The sequence below is a fragment of the Mesorhizobium sp. M0870 genome, assembly GCF_040319775.1.
In the GTDB taxonomy this organism is placed as follows: Bacteria; Pseudomonadota; Alphaproteobacteria; order Rhizobiales; family Rhizobiaceae; genus Mesorhizobium.
Genome location: NZ_JAMYOI010000027.1, coordinates 57,463 through 75,140 on the forward strand (window position 1 = coordinate 57,463; position 17,678 = coordinate 75,140).

Sequence of the window (17,678 nt, forward strand, 5' to 3'; positions counted from 1 at the left end):
TCACTCCATTCTATTTGACGGCCCCGGCCATCAGGCCGCGGATGTAGAAGCGCTGCAGCGCCAGGAAGAGGATGAGGCACGGGACCATCATCACGGTGACGCCCGCCTGCACCGCGCCCCAGTCGATGGCGCCGAAGCGGCCCGACTGCAGTGCGGTCATCATCACCGGCAGCGTGAACTTGGATTGGTCGGTCATCAGCACGAGGGCGGCGAGGAATTCGTTCCAGGCGCCGAGGAAGGCAAACAGGGCGATGGTGACGACGCCCGGCCAGACCAGCGGCAGCATCACCTTCAAAAGCATTGTGAGATTGCTGGCACCGTCCATGCGGGCGGCCTCCTCGATTTCGCGCGGCACGGCGTCGAAGGCGTTGCGCATCATGAAGATCGAGAACGGCAGTTGCAGCGTCACATAGACGCCGACCAGGCCGGTCAGGGTGTTGTGCAGGCCAAGCTTGGTCAGCACCAGGAAGATCGGCGTCAGGATCGACTGGAACGGGATCATGATCGTCGACAGGATGAGGATAAAGAACAGGTCCTTGAACGGAAACCGAAACCGCGAAAAGCCGTAGCCGGCCAGCACGCTGACGGCGACCGACAGCACGACCGTCATCACCGAGACATAGATGCTGTTTTGCGCAGAGGCCCACAGCCCGTCGCCGAAGCTGTTGAGCGTGGCATAGTTCTCCAGCGAGAACCCCGACGTCGGCCAGGGCGGCAGCGGCGGCAGGCGTGCTTCGGCCGCCGGCTTGAACGCCGACAGCACCGCCCAGACGATCGGCGCCGCAAACAACACCGAGGCGATGATGCCTGTCGAATGCTCGCCGATGCGGGTCAGGAGCCGGCGGTTGCGGGAGGCGGCCTGCGCCATCAGTCGAGCCCCTCGGGTTTGCGCAGCAGCCACAGCTGGACGAGGCTGAGCGCCACCAGGATAACCAGCAGCACCATGGAAAGTGCCGCGCCATAGCCGAGCTTGAACGACACGAAGGACTGGTTGAAGATCCAGTAGACCGCCGTCAGCGTCTGGTTGCGCGGGCCGCCGCGCAGGATGATGTAGAATTGGTCGAAGGCGAGGATCGAGCCGGCGACTGACAGGATCAGCGCCAGCGCCAGCGTGCGGCGCATCAGCGGCAAGGTGATCGCCCTGAACCTGGCGAAAGGCCCGGCACCGTCGATGACGGCCGCCTCCTGCAGGTCCTGCGGGATCGATTGCAGGCCGGCCATCAGGATGATCATGGTGAAGCCGGCGACCTTCCAGACGACCATGGCGATGATCGACCAGAAGGCCGGCTGGAAGGTGGCCAGAAGGTTGAACTTCCTGTCGATCAGTCCGAGGTCGTAAGCGGCCGGGCTGAACAGGCCGGAATCGACATTCAGCAACCACGACCAGAGCAGGCTGGCCGAGGCGAAACCGACAACCGCCGGCATGAAGAACATGGTGCGGTAGAGATTGGTCAGCGGCCGCGGCCGTTCGACGAACAGCGCCAGCGGAAAGGCCACCACGAAGATCGCGATGGTGACGATCACCGTGTAGAAGGCGGTGAAGCGCAGCGCGTTCCAGAACCTGGTGTCGCGCAGGATGGCGACGTAATTGCCGAGGCCGATAAAGCTGTGCTCGCCCATCAGCGGCCAGTTGTGCAGCGACATCCACGCCGTCATGCCGAGCGGGATCAGGAAGAAGACGACGACCAGCGCGACAGCCGGCGCGACATAGAGCAGGCCGATCCATTGTTGGCGGCTGGCGACCCTGCGGGCGCGGGGCGGGGCAGGGGTTGCTGCGGTTGTGATAGAGCTCATGCCGTGCCTGTTCTTCCGTCGGATACAGTTGGCCGCCCCACCTCCCCCTTGTGGGGAGGTCGGACCGAAGGTCCGGGTGGGGGTACTGGCGCTGCCCCCACCCCGCTGCTTTGCAGCGACCCTCGCCACAAGAGGGAGGGTAAAGAACGCGCCGGCCACCCGCCCAGGGAGACGGGCGGGTGGCCGGGTAGGCCGCCGCTATTTTTGCGGCGCCTGGTCGATGATCGACTGCATCGTCTCCTGCGCATTGGCGATGGCGCCATCGACATCGTCGCCGAAGAAGACCTCGTTGATCATCTGCGTCCACGGCCCGTTGGCGGAGTTGATCAGGTCGTTGAACACCACCGAATAGGGCGTCTTGCCCTTGGCCATGGCCTCGGCGGCGATCTGATAGCGTGGATCGAGGTCCTTCAGTGCCTCCTTGGCGATGTCGCCGCGCACCGGCAGGCTGCCGTATTTGGCGAGGATGGTCTGGCCCTCGAGCGAATAGGCGAAATCGAGGAACTCCTTCACCACGGGCAGTTTCGTGGTGCCCTTGGTGACGACGAAATTGTCGCCGCCGGCAAAGGACGACCAGCCGCTGTCCTTGCCCGGCAGGAAGGTGACGCCGTAGTCGACATCGGGATACTGGGTGTTGAGCGCGCCGATGGCGAAGGCGCCGGACGGCGAGATGCCGATATTGCCGGCGGCGAAGGCGGCAAAGAAGTTGGCGCCGGTGTCGGTCTGCGCACCTGCCGGGACCAGGTCTTTCTTGACCATCGAGCGGTAGAGATCGATGGCGCCGCGCAGCTGCGGGCTGTCCAGCGTCGCTTTCGAGCCGTCCTCCGAGAGGATGTCGCCACCCGACGCCCAGATCAGCGGCGTGAAGGTGAAGATGTTGCAGCCGCCGCAATTGCCGGAGAAGTAGAAGCCCTTGATGTTGCCGCCGAGCGCGTTGACTTTCTCGGCGTCGGTCGCGATCTCGGCCCAGTTGGCAGGGCCTTTTTCAGGGTCGAGGCCAGCCTGCTTGAACAGTTTCTTGTTCCAGATCAGCACCGAGGCGTCGGCGGAGAACGGCAGCCCGTAAATGTGGTCCTTGTAGGTGCCGGTCTTCACATGCGCAGGCGACAGGCTCGAGAAATAGGGCAGGGACTTGGCCCAGTCGGTGATGTCCTCCAGCTGGCCGGCGGCGGCGAAGGAGGGCGTGTAGATCAGGTCGAGCGACAGCGCGTCGGGCGCGGTGCCGCCGGCCGCGGAGGCACCATATTTCGGGATGATCTCGGCATTGGGGATGATGTCGAGCTTGACCTGGTTGGTGTGCGCTTTGTTGTAGGCGTCGACGATCCTCGGCATGAAATTCGAGCCGTCGGCGCGCACCCAGATGTTGGCCGTCTCGGCGGCCGCGGCACCGATGCCGCCACCCAGAACGGCAGCGGCCAGGGCCAGTTTGGCAATAAGGTTCCTCATGTTCTCCTCCTCCAGGGTTGGCCGCGCTCCGCGGCTTGGCGCCGATTGCGCGGCGCTTGGTTTCAGCCATCCAGCGGATGGCCGCATGACTGCCGCACCACCAGCCGGCACGGCAGTTTTCGAATGCCCGGCGCGGCGGGCTTGCCGCCGACCAGCGAAAGCAGGGTCAGCCCGGCCTCGCGCCCGAGAGCAACCAGGTTCATGTCGATGGAGGTCAGCGGCGGACGCGTCGCCTCGGCCACGATCTCCCAATTGTCGAAACCGATGACGCCGACATCGCCGGGTACGTCGAGGCCGCGTTCGCGCAGAGCATCAATGACGCCGCGCGCGATCTGGTCGTTGCCGCAGAAGACCGCGTCCGGCCTTTCGCTTTTGCCGTCGAACAGTTGCGCAACCGCCTGGTGACCCCAGGCTTCCGACCAGGAGCCGAGCAGCGGCTCGCTGACCGTCAGGCCGTTTTCGACGAGCACGTCGCGGTAAGCCTGGACGCGCGCGTGCACCACGGCAAAGCTCGCCGGCCCGGTGACGTGAGCGATGCGCTTGCGGCCCAGCCGGCAGAAATGCTCGACGGCCAGCCGGGCGCCGCCAACATCGTCCGAGACGAAGGCGACGGCGTCGGGATCTGGCTGCGTGAAGGCATAGATCACCGGGACGCGCAGATTGGAGAGGTCGACGGGGAGATGGCGATCGATGCGCTTGCCGGTGGCGATGATGCCGTCCACGCGCTTGTCGAGCATGGCGTCGACATGCATCTGGCCCAGCCGCGGATCCTCCTCGACATTGCACAGGAACACCGAGACGCCATTGTCGACCAGCGCGTCCGAAATGCCCGACATCAGCGGCAGCGAGAAGCGGCCATAGGTATCGTTGGTGAGCAGGCCGACGGTGAAGCTACGGCGCCGGAGCAGGCTTTGCGCCAGGCTGTTGGGCCGGAAGCCAAGCCGCCGGGCGGTCTCGCGAATGCGTTCGCGCGTCTCGGCTGTCATTCGGCCCTGGCTGTTGAGCGCCTTGGATGCGGTGGCGACGCTGACTCCGGCCTGCGCGGCCACGTCACGCAAGGTGACTGGCTTGGAAAAGACCGGAACAGGCAGATCGTCCGATGGCATCGCGCCGAGATCCTTGGTTGGGAAAAGGTTTTCTCTTACCGAGCCGGATAAGGCCCGGCAGGTGGCCGAGCCCGACGACGATTGTTTGAGAAAACCTTTTCTCAGATGAAGCTAAGCCAGATCGAATCGCTGTTCAAGGGGAAAAGTTGGTTGGCCTCCGCTCCTCTCCTCCGAAATGCAACGCGGGGTAAAAGCAGCCTCGGAAGCGCGTAGCTCAGGGGAAGAACGTCAGTCGCAGTGCTGGAGGCCCTCGGTCGAGACGGGGCGGGCTGCCGCTTGGGGCGTGAAGGATCTCAACTCTGCGCCGGAAGCGAGACCCGGCAAGGTTGGCTGGCGAACGCTCTGAAACTCGACCCCGAAAATTCTGAACAATCCCTCGGGATTAACCTTTCCGTAAATATTTGGCCGCTACTTCACAGCCATGGCCTCGTGGCGGAGCGGCTACGCTGGAGACGGCAAATCTCTGAAGCCTCGGTTCGATCCCGAGGCGAGGCCTCCAAAATTTGGCGTCCCAATCTGCCCCGGGCGCAGTCAATTCCCACGAATAGATTGTGTGTTGCGAAGGCAGTACGGACTGGCCGTCAAAGCAGTCCTGTCTTGAATTTGGCATGCAGGCGCTCGCGAAAAGAGTGCTATGGAAGGGGTGCGAGCGTAATTGCTTCGCTTTTCCCTGACATTCGAGGCCTTTCGTGCGTGAACCGTCGCTGCTGCCCGTCTTTGGAAAACTTGGCCTCAAGGCCCCTGTCGCCTTGGCGGCGGCACCGGTCTCGTCGGCAGGTGTGCCGCACCTGCGGAAGCTTCTGGCCGTGCATGGCGGCATGGTGCTGAAACTGTCGGTCGTCGCCTGGACGGTGCTGATCCTGGGCGCCGTGTTTTTCACGATGCAAGGCTGACCGCCATGGCCAACCGCTACACGCTGCGCATGGAGCTTCCCCAGAGCTGGAGCATCATCGATGTCTTCACCGGCCAGCCTGCGGTTGTCCGGCAAAAGGTGATGGTCGGGATGGGGCCGCGCGAGGCCGAGGACATGGTCGTGCAGATGAATGTCCGCGACGTCAGACGCCGCGAAAGGGCCGAGCGCAAGACCTGATCGCGGTCAGCGCCAACTCGCCGCCATTTCAGCCGAAATCGGCCGCCGTCAGCACATACATGCTCTTGCGGGTGCGGTCATAGGCCTTCGACGCCACCTCGCGGATGGCGCTGCTCTCGGTGTCGAATGTCTGGAGATAACCGGCTTCGTCGGCAGCTGTGCCCGGCCGCATCTTGGCCATGGCGTCGGCAGCGACGGAAAACGAGATCTGGAACATGCCGTCATGGCCAACGAAACGAATGCGCTGGCCCGCTTCGTCATAGCTGCGGCTGCGGTTGGGAAAGGTGAGGCTCATGTCTTGGCCTCCGTGGCTTTCTTGGTCACCCGCTTCTTCTTCGGCGTCGGATTGAGGGCCTCGGCGACACGATCGGCCTCTTCCTTGGCCAGCCGAAGCTCCCTCAGCCTTGCCGTCTTGATTTCCCTGGCTCTTGCCTCGGACATATATTCGGCGGTCGCCTTGTTTTTCTCCGCTGTCTTCTTCTGCTTGTCGACAAAGCGGGCTTCAGCTTTTTCCATGATCGTCTGATTGCTTTCGGCCATCGAAGAAATCTCCCTTGTGCCTGAAATCGTGAAAGTGAACTTGTCCGATAAATAGGCACTCGATCGGCAAAATTCAATCTTTTGAATTATTTGACATTCTGCGGATATCACGAAACGGCCAGCTGAAATAATACTTTTAAATATTTAATATGGTCCGCGAATAATTTTTGGCACTCCTATCTATCGAGTGCCAGCGCGTCTATAGAGGAGGGGCGTGGCCGCCTGTGCCGGCCCCAGAAAGAAAGTTCCCATGAAATTTCGGCCACTCCACGACCGCGTCGTCATTCGTCGCGCCGAAGGCGATATCAAATCCAAGGGCGGGATCATCATCCCCGACACTGCCAAGGAAAAGCCGCAGGAGGGCGAAGTCATCGCCGTCGGGCCTGGCGCACGCGACGAAAACGGCGCGCTTGTTCCGCTCGACGTCAAAGCCGGCGACTTCATCCTGTTCGGCAAATGGTCGGGCACCGAGGTCAAGATCGACGGCGAGGACCTTCTGATCATGAAGGAAGCCGACATCATGGGCGTCATCGACAAGAGCGAGACCGGGATCATCGACAAGGGCGAGACGGCTGCAACCGACAAGACCGTGGCCGCCAAGAAAGCTGCCTGACCTCATTTTCTCCGAACGAACTGGATAAAAATCATGTCTGCCAAGGAAATCAAATTCTCCACCGATGCGCGCGACCGCATGCTACGCGGCGTCGAGATCCTCACCAATGCGGTGAAGGTCACGCTCGGCCCCAAGGGCCGCAACGTCATCATCGACAAGGCCTATGGCGCGCCGCGCATCACCAAGGACGGCGTCACCGTCGCCAAGGAAATCGAGCTTGCCGACAAGTTCGAGAACATGGGCGCCCAGATGGTGCGCGAAGTGGCCTCGAAGACCAACGACCTCGCCGGTGACGGCACCACCACCGCCACGGTGCTGGCCGCCTCGATCCTGCGCGAAGGCGCCAAGCTGGTCGCCGCCGGCATGAACCCCATGGATTTGAAGCGCGGCATCGACCAGGCGGTTTCCGCCGTGGTCAAGGAAATCCAGGCGCGCGCCAAGAAGGTCAAGTCGTCGGCCGAGATCGCACAGGTCGGCACCATCGCCGCCAATGGCGATGCCAGCGTCGGCGAGATGATCGCCAAGGCGATGGACAAGGTCGGCAATGACGGCGTCATCACAGTCGAGGAAGCCAAGACCGCAGAGACCGAACTCGACGTCGTCGAAGGCATGCAGTTCGACCGCGGCTATCTCTCGCCCTATTTCGTCACCAATGCCGACAAGATGCGCGTCGAGCTGGAAGAGCCCTACATCCTCATCCACGAGAAGAAGCTCGGCAATCTGCAGGCGATGCTGCCGATCCTCGAAGCGGTGGTGCAGAGCGGCAGGCCGCTGCTGATCATCTCCGAGGACGTCGAGGGCGAGGCTCTGGCGACGCTGGTCGTCAACAAGCTGCGCGGCGGCCTCAAGGTCGCGGCCGTCAAGGCGCCGGGCTTCGGCGATCGCCGCAAGGCGATGCTGGAAGACATCGCCGTGCTGACATCAGGCCAGATGATCTCCGAGGACCTCGGCATCAAGCTTGAAAACGTCACCATCGAGATGCTCGGCCGCGCCAAGCGTGTGCTGATCGAGAAAGACACCACCACGATCATCGACGGTGCCGGCACCAAGGCGACGATCCAGGCGCGCGTCGCCCAGATCAAGGGCCAGATCGAGGAGACGACCTCCGACTACGACAAGGAGAAGCTGCAGGAGCGGCTGGCCAAGCTCGCCGGCGGCGTAGCCGTCATCCGCGTCGGCGGCGTCACCGAGTCGGAAGTCAAGGAAAAGAAGGACCGCATCGACGATGCGCTGAACGCCACCCGCGCGGCGGTCGAGGAAGGCATCGTGCCCGGCGGCGGCGTGGCTCTGCTGCGTGCCCGCTCGGTACTTGGCGGCCTGACCGGCGCCAATGCCGATGTCACGGCCGGCATCACGATCGTGCTGCGGGCGCTCGAAGCGCCGATCCGCCAGATCGCCGAGAATTCCGGCGTCGAGGGCTCGATCGTCGTCGGCAAGCTCACCGACAGCAAGGACCACAATCAGGGTTTTGACGCCCAGAACGAGGTCTATGTCGACATGATCAAGGCAGGCATCGTCGATCCGGCGAAAGTGGTGCGCACCGCACTGCAGGATGCCGGTTCGATCGCGGCCCTTCTGATCACCGCCGAAGCGATGATCACCGACGTTCCGCCGAAAGACGCTGCCCCGGCGGGCGGCGGTGGCGGTATGGGCGGCTACTAAAACCCGGGACTTGTCCGATCTGTTTGAGAGGTGAATGACGGCCCCGATCGGGGCCGTCATGATTCTCAAGATGATCGCAAAGTTTACGCATAGCTGCCTTGCCGTCCGGCTCAGCGCCGGGAGGCACCCCTGATCTTGCGGCTTTCGGAGGGGACGCAATCCACGCTAGACTGTGCAGGCGGCCGTCCTGGTTGCGGAGCTCGCCGGGACTTTGTGAAGCGATCGGACGAACCGCTATCCTCGATACGGAGACACGTTCATGTTTGCGGCCAAGGCCATCGATACCTCAGACAAGGCCGCGTTCTACCGCGACCTCGCCACTCAGCTTAAGGCGCTGCTCGACGGCGAGCGCGATTCGATCGCCAACGCCGCCAACACCGCAGCACTCATCTTCCAGATGGTGCCGGACCTCAACTGGGCCGGGTTCTATTTCCTGCAGTCGGACGAGGAAATGGTGCTCGGGCCGTTCCAGGGCAAGCCGGCCTGTGTGCGCATCGCCGTCGGCAAGGGCGTGTGCGGAACGGCGGTCGAACTCGGCACCTCGATGCTGATCAAGGACGTGCATGATTTTCCCGGCCACATCGCCTGCGATGCCGACTCGCGCTCGGAACTGGTGGTGCTGCTCGAGGACGATGAAGGCGTCTTCGGCGTGCTCGATCTCGACAGTCCGCTGCCCGGCCGCTTCGACAAGGCCGACCAGGCCGGCATCGAGACGCTGGCGGCGATCTATGCCGCGTCGAGTTCGTTCGAGGACTAGGCCCGGTTTAGACTAGGCGAATTTCACCAGCAGCAGGCTGAAGCAGCCGATGAACAGGAAGGCCGAGAAGGCGAGCGCCAAGGGGCGCAGGCCGCGTGAGCGCAACTGCGAGATGTCGGCCTGCAGGCCCATGGCGGCCAGCCCCATGGTCAGCATGATGGTGGTGGCGAGCGCCATTGCCGATTTCACCTCGGCCGGCACGGTGACGAGGCTGTTCAGCGCCACGATGGCGACGAAGGCGGCGACGAACCACGGCATGGGCGGCCGCGCCGCCACCTCACTGCTGCTCCTGCGGCGCGCCATCAGGCCGAGCGCGACGACCATCGGCGCCAGCATGGCGACGCGGGTCAGCTTGGCGACGGTGGCGATCTCGCCGGACTGGGTGCCGTTCTGGAAGCCGGCGCCGATGACTTGCGCCACTTCATGGATCGAGGCGCCGGCCCACAGGCCGAAAGCGTGCTGGTCGAGGCCGAGCATGGGCGCCATGAGCGGGAAGCCGAGCATGGCGACGGTGCCGAACAAGGTGATCGAGGCGACGGCGTAGGTGACGTCCTCGTCGCGCGCATCGGTGACGATGTTGGTGGCGACGATAGCCGAGGCGCCGCAGATCGAGGTGCCGGCGGCGATCAGCTGCGCCAGCTTGGCGTCGACGCCGATCAGCCGACCGAGCGTGATGGTGAAAACGAAGGTGGCACCAAGCGTGGCCGCGACAATGCCGACGCCGCCGGCGCCGATCGAGACGACTTGGCCGAGCGTCAGCTGGAAGCCGAGCAGCACGATGGCGAAGCGCAACAGGCGCCTTTGCGAGAATGCGATACCGGCTTTGGCGTGCACCGGTGTGCCCAGCACGTTGGAGTAGATCATGCCGGCAACGACGGCCAGGATCATCGGGCTGAACAAGGCGAAGCCGGAGACATTGCGGGCCGAGAAGGCGACCGCAGTGATCATCGTGACCAAGACGATGCCGGGGACGATGCCATTCCAGTTGAGGGATTTCCGTCCTGGTGTCAGATCGGCAGGAAAAGCGCTTTTCGGAATATCGTTCGCGAAGTGGGAAATGGAAGACAATGCAATGCTCCGGACGGGTGTGCCGGAGGAATGCCATTCCTCAAATAATCTTTCCAACGAATTATTTTCGTCATAATGATCGGTTTTTACGAACGATCGGTCGGGCATTGGCTGTGCGTCATCTTCTGGCCGACCTGGATTAAAGCTGCGCTTCGATCGCCGCCTTGTCGATCACCGACCAGACGTTCCTGATTGTGTCGTCGCGGAATTCATAGAAGACGTTCTCACTGAAGGAGATCTTCCGGCCGTTGATGGGCAGGCCGAAGAAGGTTCCCTTCGGCGTGCAGTTGAACTGGAGCCGGCTGGCTATGAACGGCGGTTCGGCGATTTGCAGTTGGATGTCGAAATAGAGGTCTGGGATCTCCCGAAAATCGCGCTCCAGCATTTCGCGGTACCCCGCCAGCCTGACGCGGTCGCCATTGTAGTGGACCTCGTCATGGACGAAGCGATGCAGATTTTGCCAATCCTGATTGTTGAGGCAGGCGATGTAGCCTCGATAGAGGTCGGTAACGGTCACGGCGATGGCTCCGGTGCTTGGTCTGGGTCGAGCAAAAAGATAGAACGACTGCGGGTGCAGTCCAGATGCGACATCGCCTGCCGGCGCGCCGCCTAGAACATGCCGCGGTCGTTGCTCCGCTGGTCGTCGTCCACCAGATGCGGCTGATAGATTCCCGTCCGCGCCGTCCGCCGCCAAGGCCGGGCCGGGTCCGCCGGATTTGTGTGGATATCGGCGACGGCGATGGAGGGTGTTCCATCGGCCGGGCATTGCGCCGCCCACCGGCCGCCGGGGGCAACGATTCCCGAAGGCGCGGTCAGGCTGTGTTGCGCGGGGAGGGAGAAACCGGCCCAGTAATTGTTGCTTGCCGCGTCCCTGCATCTCGACGGCGAAAGCCGGGCCGTCGGCGGCGGTGATTGTCGGATGCGTCCTCCAGAAAATCGATGCTGTCCGCGAACAGCGATGCCGATCCGATCCAGACGGCTACGGCAAACTCGATCCCGAAATAGGCCAGGTTCAGGATGGCAACCATCCGCACCCTTGTTCAGCGTTCCGGTCCTATTTTGTCCATCGATCAATTGCCGTTTATCGCAAGGCCCGCAGCGATTCATGACATGAGACATTACCGATCGAGCAGCCGCCTTGACAGCGCCACGCATCATGTTCCAGCTTGGCGCCATGTTCGTCCTCGCGCCCGCCAACACCAAGCGACGCCGCACCTGCACAGGGCGGAGCGGCAGACTGATTGCGCGACGACAAAGACCGGCAGGATAGATCCGGTTCGTTCGTTTCCAGCCCCGCCCGCGACACCGCCGGCGGGGTTTTTCATATCTGGAGCACTTTGATGACCAACAATTCTTCTATCCGGCTTCGGCCCGCCGAGCCCGCTGACGCCATCGCGATCCGGGATATCGTTCGTGCCGCCTATGTCAAATGGGTGCCGGTGATCGGCCGCGAGCCGCTGCCTATGCGCGCCGACTACGACAAGGCTGTTGCCGAGCATCCGTTCGATCTCGCCGTCGAGGATGGCGGCATTGTCGGGATGATCGAAACCATCCTGGCCGCAGATCACCTCTGGATCGAGAATGTCTGCGTGGCACCGGATGCGCAGGGGAGAGGGATTGGCCGGCTGTTGCTGGAGCTGGCCGAGCGCAAGGCAATCGAAGCAGGACGTGCCGAGCTTCGCCTGCTGACCAATGGCGCCTTCGAGGCGAATGTGTCGCTCTACAAGAGGCAGGGCTATGTCATCGATCGGGAAGAGCCGTTCATGGGCGGCATGACGGTCTATATGAGCAAGAGGCTCGCGGGATTACCGGCAATCTGACGAAGGAGTTCGATAATGGCTGCCAGGGTCAGGCTTAAGCAACTTCTAGGGCTTTACGCGGTTTCCCGGCTGGAGGCGGGCGAGATCATTCCCGGTTGGGCGGACGGGCCAGGCTTCGTCAGCATCACAAGGACTGACGACGAGCTTTCGATCGTTTGCTTGCAGGACCGCGTGCCGCATGCCGTCAAGCAGGATATCGACTGGGTGGCCTTCAAACTCGAGGGCCCGTTTGCCTTCGATGAAACCGGTATCGTGCTGTCGGTTATCAGGCCGTTGTCGGAAAACGGGTTGGGCATCTTCCTGGTGTCCACTTTCGATGGTGACCATCTGTTGGTGAAAGCGACGGATCAGGCCGCCGCGAGGCGGTTTCTGGTCGAGGCCGGGCATATCTTGCTGTAGTCCATCCTCACCACTACTCGCTGGCCCAACCGCTCTGGCTCAATCACTGCCGCACTGGCTCAACGACTTCGGGGGTTGCGTTTGACAGCGGCGTTTGTGCATCGTTATCTCCAGCCAGATATGACGGCCCGGCGCGGCCATGCGGCCAAGGAGAAAACCATGTCACACAATCTGCAATTCTATATCGATGGCGCGTGGGTCGATCCTGTTGTGCCCAACACATTGGACGTCATAGATCCCTCGAATGAGGACGCCTTTGCGCAGATTTCGCTAGGCTCCAAGGCCGATGTCGACAAGGCGGTGGCTGCCGCCAAGCGCGCCTTCAACAGCTTTGGTTTTACAGAGGTTGGTGAGCGGCTCGACCTGCTGAACCGCATCATCGCGGTCTACAAGAAGCGCAGTGGCGATCTTGCCGTCGCTGTGTCCCGCGAGATGGGTGCGCCGCGCCAGATGGCGTTGGACAGCCAGGTCGGCATCGGTCTTGCGCATCTGCAGAAGATGGCCGACGTGCTGAAGAGTTTCGAATTCCGCAACGTCAAGGGCAACCATCTGGTGGTCAAGGAGCCGATCGGCGTCGTCGGGCTGATCACGCCGTGGAACTGGCCGCTCAACCAGATCACCTGCAAGGTCGGTCCGGCGCTTGCTGCTGGCTGCACCATGGTGCTGAAGCCCTCCGAGATCGCGCCGCTCGACGCCATCATCTTCGCCGAAATCCTGGACGAGGCCGGCGTGCCGAAGGGCGTCTTCAACCTCGTCAATGGCGACGGTCCCGGCGTCGGCCAGGCGCTGTCCAGCCATCCCGACATCGACATGATGTCATTCACCGGCTCGACCCGCGCCGGCATCCTGGTGGCCAAGGCCGCCGCCGATACGGTCAAGCGCGTGCACCAGGAGCTTGGCGGCAAGTCGGCCAACATCCTGTTCGGGGATGTCGACCTCGCAAGCGCCGTCAGCAAGGGCGTCGCCGGCTGCTTCAGCAACAGCGGCCAGTCCTGCAATGCGCCGACGCGCATGTTCGTGCCGCGCGACCGCCATGAAGAGGCGGCCGGCTATGCCAAGGCCGCGGCGGAAAAGTTCACCGTCGGCCCCGCTGACGCCGCCGGCACCAAGCTTGGCCCGGTCGTCAGCCAGGTTCAGTTCGACAAGATCCAGGACCTGATCCAGGCCGGCATCGATGAAGGTGCGACGCTGGTGGCGGGCGGCCCAGGCCGGCCGGCCGAGCTTAACCGCGGCTACTATGTCAGGCCGACGGTGTTCGCCGACGTCACCCACGACATGCGCATCGCGCGCGAGGAGATCTTTGGGCCGGTGCTGGCGATCATGCCCTACGACAGCGTCGACGAGGTGGTCGAGACCGCCAACGACACCGTCTATGGCCTTGCCTCCTACATCCAGGCCAAGGACATGAAGAAGGCGCGCGAAGTCGCGGCGCGCATGCGCACCGGCAATGTCTACATCAACTATCCCCAATGGGACGCCGGCCTGCCGTTCGGCGGCTACAAGCAGTCGGGCAATGGCCGCGAGTATGCCGAATACGGGCTCGAGGATTTCCTCGAGATCAAGGGCATCGCAGGGTATGAGGCGGCAGAGTAGGCGGGGTACTGGCGGCGACTTTCAGGACTTGGGTTCCTCGCCCTCGCAAAGCGGGGGAGAGGTGGCCGCGAAGCGGTCGGAGAGGGGGCTGCGACGCTGGCAAGTTCCCTCTAAATCACCTAAGGCCGCGCCGCCCCCGCTCCGTCTCGGCTTCGCCGAGCCACCTCTCCCCCACTTCCGTGGGGGCGAGGAACCCAAGCCCTGCCTCGTCCCGCCATCCTCTTCCCATCAAGATGCGGTTGGACTTATCTTGCCAATTGGCAAATACATGCTATATGTCTGCCAATAGCGAGGCACAAAATGCAGCTTCAGTCCATCGTCACCACGCCGGCCACGGTCGGAGCCGCTATCTCGGATGAAGAAGCTGGCGCGCTGGCGCGCACCACGGTCAACCTGTTCAAGGCCTGGAATCTCACCGACCTGGAGGCCTGCATCCTGCTCGGCGGCATGTCGGCGCGGACCTGGGCGCGTTGGAAGACTGGGGCGAAGGAAGGCGGCGTCGGCAGGATCGACCGCGATCTTCGCACACGCATGGCGCACCTGATGGGCATCCACAAGGGCCTGCGCTATCTGTTCACGGAGCCGGCGCGCGGCTATGCCTGGATACGCAAGCCCAATGCCACCTTCGGCGGCCAGTCGGCCCTCGACCTGATGCTGCGCGGCGAAATTTCCGATCTATCGGCGATGCGCGAATGGCTCGATGCGGAGCGTGGTGCATGGTGAGTGGGCTTGCGGTCCGGCGCGGCGTCCATTGGCACCAGACCTTCCGCATCATCCGCTCCATCCATCCGCCCATCGACCTCTTCGAGGACATTGCCGACCCGCGCGACTGGGAGGCGCTTGCCGCCGTCGAGGCGAAGACAAACCCGCGCATAAGGTTCGAGATCGGCGATCTCGGCAAGGTGTCGGCCGCAAGGCGGGTTTCCGGCCCCGGCGCCAGCTTCGTGATGGCGCCCTTCGTGCACTGCTCGACGCTGAGGCCAGGCCGCTTCTCGGATGGCAGCTACGGCATCTACTATGCGGGCGACAGCGAGGACGTCGCGCTGGCCGAGACCATCCACCACCACCAGAAATTCATGCGTGCCACCAACGAGGGACCGGGCTGGACGGCTGACTTCCGCGTGCTGATCGGCAGCGTCGACCGCGACCTAGATGACGTCAACGCCGTGCCCGGCGTGCTCGACCCGGACGACTATTCCGCCTCGCAGGCGGAAGGGCGGGCGCTGCGGGCAGCAGGCAGCGACGGGCTGGTGTGGAACAGCGTGCGCATGCCGGGCGGCGGCTGCATCGGCATCTTCTGGCCCGATGTCATTACCATTCCAGTCCAGGGCCGCCACTACAGCTACCACTGGGACGGCGCCCGCGTGGACTTCGTGCGCCAGCACGATACGGGAAAGGTGCTGGCCGTCACCTGATGGTGGGCGGACCCTTTACAGATCGTGGGGGAGTCGGTATCACGAATCCATAAATCCAAGGATTCGGATATATGGATAAGAAGGGTACTTTGAACGCGCTGGCCGCACTTGGCCAGGAGACGCGGCTGGATGTCTTCCGGCTGCTCGTGCGTGCCGGTCCGGAAGGCATTCCGGCGGGCGAGATCGCAACGAGGCTGGACACGGTCCAGAACACCATGTCGGCGCATCTGAAGGTGCTCGCCCATGCCGGGCTGATCCGTCCCGAACGCGACGGAAGGACCGTGCGCTATGTCGCCGACATGACCGGCTTGCGCGACCTGCTGGCCTATCTGATGGAAGATTGCTGCAATGGCGCGCCGGAGCTCTGCCGTCCCGTCATCAATGCCGTGACCTGTGACTGCTGAGGGGCTTGTGACTGTCCGCCGCGCGCCGTTCGAACAAGGAAAGCCATCATGACCGATCACGCTCTGAACGCGGGCGAGGCGACGCGGCCCGGCATCGGCTTCGTAGAGAAGTATCTGACGGTGTGGGTGGCATTGTGCATCGTCGCGGGCATCGCACTTGGCCATCTGCTGCCAAGCGTGTTCGGCGCCATCGCGTCGGCCGAGATCGCCAGGGTCAACATTCCTGTCGCCGTGCTGATCTGGCTGATGATCGTGCCGATGCTCTTGCGCGTCGATTTCGCCTCGCTGGCCAGGGTCAGCACCTATTGGCGCGGCATCGGCGTGACGCTGTTCATCAACTGGGCGGTGAAGCCGTTTTCGATGGCGCTGCTGGGCTGGCTCTTTATCGGCTGGCTGTTCCGGCCGTGGCTGCCCGCCGTGCAGATCGATTCCTACATTGCCGGGCTGATCATCCTTGCTGCGGCGCCCTGCACGGCGATGGTTTTCGTCTGGTCGAACCTGACGCGCGGCGAGCCGAATTTCACACTTTCGCAAGTGGCGCTCAACGACTCGATCATGATCGTCGCTTTCGCGCCCATCGTCGGCCTGCTGCTCGGCCTGTCGACGATCACCGTGCCATGGGGCACGCTGATGCTGTCGGTCGCACTCTACATCGTCGCGCCGGTGATCGTCGCGCAGCTGGTTCGGGGCCGGCTGCTGGCAGCGAGGGGACAGGTCGGGCTCGATGCCCTGCTTGCCACGCTGCAGCCCTTGTCGCTGACTGCCTTGCTGGCGACGCTGATACTGCTGTTCGGCTTCCAGGGCGAGCAGATCATTGCGCAGCCGCTGGTGATCGTGCTGCTGGCAGTGCCGATCCTGATCCAGGTCTATTTCAACTCCGGTCTTGCCTATCTGCTCAACCGCCTCAGCGGCGAGCGGCACTGCGTGGCTGGACCATCGGCGCTGATCGGCGCGTCGAACTTCTTCGAGCTGGCGGTGGCCGCCGCGATCGCGCTGTTCGGGCTGAATTCGGGCGCGGCCCTTGCCACCGTGGTCGGGGTGCTCATCGAGGTTCCGGTCATGCTGTCGGTGGTGTGGATCGTGAACCGCAGCAAGGGCTGGTACGAGAAGGGTGGCGCCGTCCGGAATACCATGTCGACTGGGAAGGCCTCGAAATGACCATCACCATCTACCACAACCCCGATTGCGGCACGTCGCGCAACACGCTGGCCATCATCCGGCAGTCGGGCGAGGAGCCGGAGGTGATCGAATATCTGAAGACGCCGCCGTCGCGACAAAGGCTAGTCGAACTGATCGCCGCGATGGGCATCACACCGCGAGACCTGCTGCGCGAGAAGGGCACCCCCTATGCCGAACTCAGCCTTGCCGACCCGAAATGGTCCGACGAGCAGATCGTCGATTTCATGCTGGCACATCCGATCCTTATCAACCGGCCGATCGTGGACAGCCCGCTCGGCGTCGTCCTTGCACGGCCGTCGGAAAAGGTGCTGGACATCCTGCCCAACCCGGAGATCGGTGCGTTCACCAAGGAGGATGGCGAGGTGATCACAGGCGCCTCGGGCAAACGCGCCGGCTGATGTTATTTCCATATTTTTCGAAATTAAGTTGACGGCGCGAAAAGTGCCGCGTAGTTTATTTCCATGAAACTCGAAAAAGCAGCTGCCCAGCTTGAAGCACTCGGCAATCCGACGCGACTTCAGCTCTATCGCATCCTGGTGCGCGCCGGTGACGACGGGCTTGCCGTCGGCAGCGTCCAGGGCAAGCTCGACATTCCGTCATCGACGCTGTCGCATCACCTCAAACGCCTGGTCGACACCGGGCTTGTCACGCAGGAGCGGCAAGCGACGACGCTGATCTGCCGCGCCAACTATCCCGGCATGAATGCGCTGATCGGCTATCTCGCCGACGAGTGCTGCGCTGACGCCGTCTGCGCGCCCGCCGTCGGCAAAGCGCTGGCTTGATTTTTTTGCA

General features: G+C 63.1%; 22 protein-coding genes, 1 tRNA gene and 1 pseudogene. 15 read left to right on the forward strand and 9 right to left on the reverse strand.

Annotated features, from left to right (window positions below; all coding sequences use genetic code 11):
• Nucleotides 1-10: 10 nt before the first annotated feature.
• The 4 genes from NKH97_RS26395 to NKH97_RS26410 form a co-directional block, all read right to left on the reverse strand.
• The gene (locus NKH97_RS26395) at nucleotides 11-868 is read right to left on the reverse strand and encodes a carbohydrate ABC transporter permease (RefSeq protein ID WP_352799080.1); all 858 of its coding nucleotides are present in this window, start codon (nucleotides 866-868) and stop codon (nucleotides 11-13) included.
• Nucleotides 868-1,794, reverse strand: coding sequence for a carbohydrate ABC transporter permease (locus NKH97_RS26400; protein WP_352773576.1), 927 nt, complete (start codon nucleotides 1,792-1,794; stop codon nucleotides 868-870). The genes NKH97_RS26395 and NKH97_RS26400 overlap by 1 nt, the downstream gene beginning before the upstream one ends.
• 198 nt (nucleotides 1,795-1,992) lie before the next feature.
• Nucleotides 1,993-3,240: an ABC transporter substrate-binding protein gene (locus NKH97_RS26405; protein WP_023809345.1), complete on the reverse strand. Its 1,248-nt coding sequence runs from the start codon at nucleotides 3,238-3,240 to the stop codon at nucleotides 1,993-1,995.
• Between the two features lie 62 nt (nucleotides 3,241-3,302).
• On the reverse strand, nucleotides 3,303-4,346 hold the full coding sequence (locus tag NKH97_RS26410) for a LacI family DNA-binding transcriptional regulator (RefSeq protein WP_352773570.1): 1,044 nt from the start codon (nucleotides 4,344-4,346) through the stop codon (nucleotides 3,303-3,305).
• Nucleotides 4,347-4,769: 423 nt separating this feature from the next.
• Between NKH97_RS26410 and NKH97_RS26415 the strand changes: the two genes are divergently transcribed.
• The 3 genes from NKH97_RS26415 to NKH97_RS26425 all read left to right on the forward strand — a co-directional run bounded on the left by NKH97_RS26415 (nucleotide 4,770) and on the right by NKH97_RS26425 (nucleotide 5,436).
• Nucleotides 4,770-4,845 (forward strand) — tRNA-Cys (locus tag NKH97_RS26415).
• Between the two features lie 190 nt (nucleotides 4,846-5,035).
• The gene (locus tag NKH97_RS26420; RefSeq protein ID WP_023809343.1) at nucleotides 5,036-5,239 is read left to right on the forward strand and encodes a hypothetical protein; all 204 of its coding nucleotides are present in this window, start codon (nucleotides 5,036-5,038) and stop codon (nucleotides 5,237-5,239) included.
• Nucleotides 5,240-5,244: 5 nt separating this feature from the next.
• Entirely contained in the window at nucleotides 5,245-5,436 is a 192-nt protein-coding gene (locus NKH97_RS26425; RefSeq protein WP_023809342.1) for a hypothetical protein, read from the forward strand.
• Nucleotides 5,437-5,464: 28 nt separating this feature from the next.
• Here the strand turns inward: NKH97_RS26425 and NKH97_RS26430 are convergent, their stop codons facing one another.
• Together NKH97_RS26430 and NKH97_RS26435 are read right to left on the reverse strand one after the other, a co-directional pair.
• The gene (locus NKH97_RS26430) at nucleotides 5,465-5,731 is read right to left on the reverse strand and encodes a DUF1488 family protein (protein WP_023809341.1); all 267 of its coding nucleotides are present in this window, start codon (nucleotides 5,729-5,731) and stop codon (nucleotides 5,465-5,467) included.
• A complete protein-coding gene (locus NKH97_RS26435) occupies nucleotides 5,728-5,976 on the reverse strand; it encodes a hypothetical protein (protein ID WP_352799081.1) in 249 nt (82 codons plus the stop codon). Before NKH97_RS26435 ends, NKH97_RS26430 begins: the two co-directional genes overlap by 4 nt.
• A 250-nt stretch (nucleotides 5,977-6,226) precedes the next feature.
• Here NKH97_RS26435 and NKH97_RS26440 point away from each other — a divergent pair, with 250 nt between their 5' ends.
• The 3 genes from NKH97_RS26440 (at nucleotide 6,227) to msrC (ending at nucleotide 9,008) form a co-directional block, all read left to right on the forward strand.
• Nucleotides 6,227-6,589 carry a co-chaperone GroES gene (locus NKH97_RS26440; protein ID WP_023809340.1) on the forward strand — a complete coding sequence of 121 codons (363 nt, stop codon included), beginning with the start codon at nucleotides 6,227-6,229 and terminating at the stop codon, nucleotides 6,587-6,589.
• 33 nt (nucleotides 6,590-6,622) lie between these two features.
• Nucleotides 6,623-8,251 (forward strand): chaperonin GroEL, encoded by a 1,629-nt coding sequence (groL, locus tag NKH97_RS26445; protein WP_128305588.1) that lies wholly within the window; start codon nucleotides 6,623-6,625, stop codon nucleotides 8,249-8,251.
• Nucleotides 8,252-8,510: 259 nt separating this feature from the next.
• Nucleotides 8,511-9,008 carry a free L-methionine (R)-S-oxide reductase MsrC gene (gene msrC / locus NKH97_RS26450; protein ID WP_127271638.1) on the forward strand — a complete coding sequence of 166 codons (498 nt, stop codon included), beginning with the start codon at nucleotides 8,511-8,513 and terminating at the stop codon, nucleotides 9,006-9,008.
• 12 nt (nucleotides 9,009-9,020) lie between these two features.
• Here the strand turns inward: msrC and NKH97_RS26455 are convergent, their stop codons facing one another.
• From NKH97_RS26455 to NKH97_RS26465, 3 genes and pseudogenes are all read right to left on the reverse strand, one after another.
• On the reverse strand, nucleotides 9,021-10,076 hold the full coding sequence (locus NKH97_RS26455; protein ID WP_128305589.1) for a YeiH family protein: 1,056 nt from the start codon (nucleotides 10,074-10,076) through the stop codon (nucleotides 9,021-9,023).
• A gap of 139 nt (nucleotides 10,077-10,215) precedes the next feature.
• Nucleotides 10,216-10,593: an ester cyclase gene (locus NKH97_RS26460; protein ID WP_352610836.1), complete on the reverse strand. Its 378-nt coding sequence runs from the start codon at nucleotides 10,591-10,593 to the stop codon at nucleotides 10,216-10,218.
• A 394-nt stretch (nucleotides 10,594-10,987) separates the two neighbouring features.
• Nucleotides 10,988-11,104 (reverse strand): annotated as a pseudogene (locus NKH97_RS26465) (cation transporter); the annotation flags it as partial.
• 312 nt (nucleotides 11,105-11,416) lie between these two features.
• On the opposite strand from NKH97_RS26465, the gene NKH97_RS26470 reads away from it, so the two are divergent.
• The 9 genes from NKH97_RS26470 to NKH97_RS26510 all read left to right on the forward strand — a co-directional run bounded on the left by NKH97_RS26470 (nucleotide 11,417) and on the right by NKH97_RS26510 (nucleotide 17,668).
• A complete protein-coding gene (locus NKH97_RS26470; RefSeq protein ID WP_352610835.1) occupies nucleotides 11,417-11,896 on the forward strand; it encodes a GNAT family N-acetyltransferase in 480 nt (159 codons plus the stop codon).
• 15 nt (nucleotides 11,897-11,911) lie between these two features.
• Nucleotides 11,912-12,295, forward strand: coding sequence for an ACT domain-containing protein (locus tag NKH97_RS26475; protein ID WP_023809332.1), 384 nt, complete (start codon nucleotides 11,912-11,914; stop codon nucleotides 12,293-12,295).
• 159 nt (nucleotides 12,296-12,454) lie between these two features.
• A complete protein-coding gene (locus NKH97_RS26480; protein WP_352610834.1) occupies nucleotides 12,455-13,888 on the forward strand; it encodes an aldehyde dehydrogenase family protein in 1,434 nt (477 codons plus the stop codon).
• A gap of 300 nt (nucleotides 13,889-14,188) precedes the next feature.
• Nucleotides 14,189-14,611, forward strand: a complete 423-nt coding sequence (locus NKH97_RS26485) for an antitoxin Xre/MbcA/ParS toxin-binding domain-containing protein (RefSeq protein ID WP_352610833.1) — start codon at nucleotides 14,189-14,191, stop codon at nucleotides 14,609-14,611.
• A complete protein-coding gene (locus NKH97_RS26490) occupies nucleotides 14,605-15,303 on the forward strand; it encodes an RES family NAD+ phosphorylase (RefSeq protein ID WP_352610832.1) in 699 nt (232 codons plus the stop codon). The genes NKH97_RS26485 and NKH97_RS26490 overlap by 7 nt, the downstream gene beginning before the upstream one ends.
• A gap of 71 nt (nucleotides 15,304-15,374) precedes the next feature.
• Nucleotides 15,375-15,707, forward strand: a complete 333-nt coding sequence (locus tag NKH97_RS26495; protein WP_352610831.1) for an ArsR/SmtB family transcription factor — start codon at nucleotides 15,375-15,377, stop codon at nucleotides 15,705-15,707.
• 48 nt (nucleotides 15,708-15,755) lie between these two features.
• Nucleotides 15,756-16,865, forward strand: a complete 1,110-nt coding sequence (gene arsB / locus NKH97_RS26500) for an ACR3 family arsenite efflux transporter (RefSeq protein ID WP_502895837.1) — start codon at nucleotides 15,756-15,758, stop codon at nucleotides 16,863-16,865.
• Nucleotides 16,862-17,284 carry an arsenate reductase (glutaredoxin) gene (gene arsC, locus NKH97_RS26505; protein ID WP_023809326.1) on the forward strand — a complete coding sequence of 141 codons (423 nt, stop codon included), beginning with the start codon at nucleotides 16,862-16,864 and terminating at the stop codon, nucleotides 17,282-17,284. Before arsB ends, arsC begins: the two co-directional genes overlap by 4 nt.
• 63 nt (nucleotides 17,285-17,347) lie before the next feature.
• Nucleotides 17,348-17,668, forward strand: coding sequence for an ArsR/SmtB family transcription factor (locus NKH97_RS26510; protein ID WP_127294920.1), 321 nt, complete (start codon nucleotides 17,348-17,350; stop codon nucleotides 17,666-17,668).
• The last annotated feature ends 10 nt before the right edge of the window (nucleotides 17,669-17,678 follow it).

Excerpts from the sequence above, each read along its gene's own strand:
- NKH97_RS26485 (WP_352610833.1), top strand. The coding sequence starts at position 14,189 with ATGCAGCTTCAGTCCATCGTCACCACGCCGGCCACGGTCGGAGCCGCT.
- msrC (WP_127271638.1), top strand. The coding sequence starts at position 8,511 with ATGTTTGCGGCCAAGGCCATCGATACCTCAGACAAGGCCGCGTTCTAC.
- NKH97_RS26400 (WP_352773576.1), bottom strand. The coding sequence starts at position 1,794 with ATGAGCTCTATCACAACCGCAGCAACCCCTGCCCCGCCCCGCGCCCGC.
- NKH97_RS26430 (WP_023809341.1), bottom strand. The coding sequence starts at position 5,731 with ATGAGCCTCACCTTTCCCAACCGCAGCCGCAGCTATGACGAAGCGGGC.
- NKH97_RS26475 (WP_023809332.1), top strand. The coding sequence starts at position 11,912 with ATGGCTGCCAGGGTCAGGCTTAAGCAACTTCTAGGGCTTTACGCGGTT.
- NKH97_RS26405 (WP_023809345.1), bottom strand. The coding sequence starts at position 3,240 with ATGAGGAACCTTATTGCCAAACTGGCCCTGGCCGCTGCCGTTCTGGGT.
- groL (WP_128305588.1), top strand. The coding sequence starts at position 6,623 with ATGTCTGCCAAGGAAATCAAATTCTCCACCGATGCGCGCGACCGCATG.
- NKH97_RS26495 (WP_352610831.1), top strand. The coding sequence starts at position 15,375 with ATGGATAAGAAGGGTACTTTGAACGCGCTGGCCGCACTTGGCCAGGAG.
- NKH97_RS26440 (WP_023809340.1), top strand. The coding sequence starts at position 6,227 with ATGAAATTTCGGCCACTCCACGACCGCGTCGTCATTCGTCGCGCCGAA.
- NKH97_RS26395 (WP_352799080.1), bottom strand. The coding sequence starts at position 868 with ATGGCGCAGGCCGCCTCCCGCAACCGCCGGCTCCTGACCCGCATCGGC.
- NKH97_RS26410 (WP_352773570.1), bottom strand. The coding sequence starts at position 4,346 with ATGCCATCGGACGATCTGCCTGTTCCGGTCTTTTCCAAGCCAGTCACC.
- arsC (WP_023809326.1), top strand. The coding sequence starts at position 16,862 with ATGACCATCACCATCTACCACAACCCCGATTGCGGCACGTCGCGCAAC.
- NKH97_RS26425 (WP_023809342.1), top strand. The coding sequence starts at position 5,245 with ATGGCCAACCGCTACACGCTGCGCATGGAGCTTCCCCAGAGCTGGAGC.
- arsB (WP_502895837.1), top strand. The coding sequence starts at position 15,756 with ATGACCGATCACGCTCTGAACGCGGGCGAGGCGACGCGGCCCGGCATC.
- NKH97_RS26480 (WP_352610834.1), top strand. The coding sequence starts at position 12,455 with ATGTCACACAATCTGCAATTCTATATCGATGGCGCGTGGGTCGATCCT.
- NKH97_RS26435 (WP_352799081.1), bottom strand. The coding sequence starts at position 5,976 with ATGGCCGAAAGCAATCAGACGATCATGGAAAAAGCTGAAGCCCGCTTT.
- NKH97_RS26470 (WP_352610835.1), top strand. The coding sequence starts at position 11,417 with ATGACCAACAATTCTTCTATCCGGCTTCGGCCCGCCGAGCCCGCTGAC.
- NKH97_RS26490 (WP_352610832.1), top strand. The coding sequence starts at position 14,605 with ATGGTGAGTGGGCTTGCGGTCCGGCGCGGCGTCCATTGGCACCAGACC.
- NKH97_RS26510 (WP_127294920.1), top strand. The coding sequence starts at position 17,348 with ATGAAACTCGAAAAAGCAGCTGCCCAGCTTGAAGCACTCGGCAATCCG.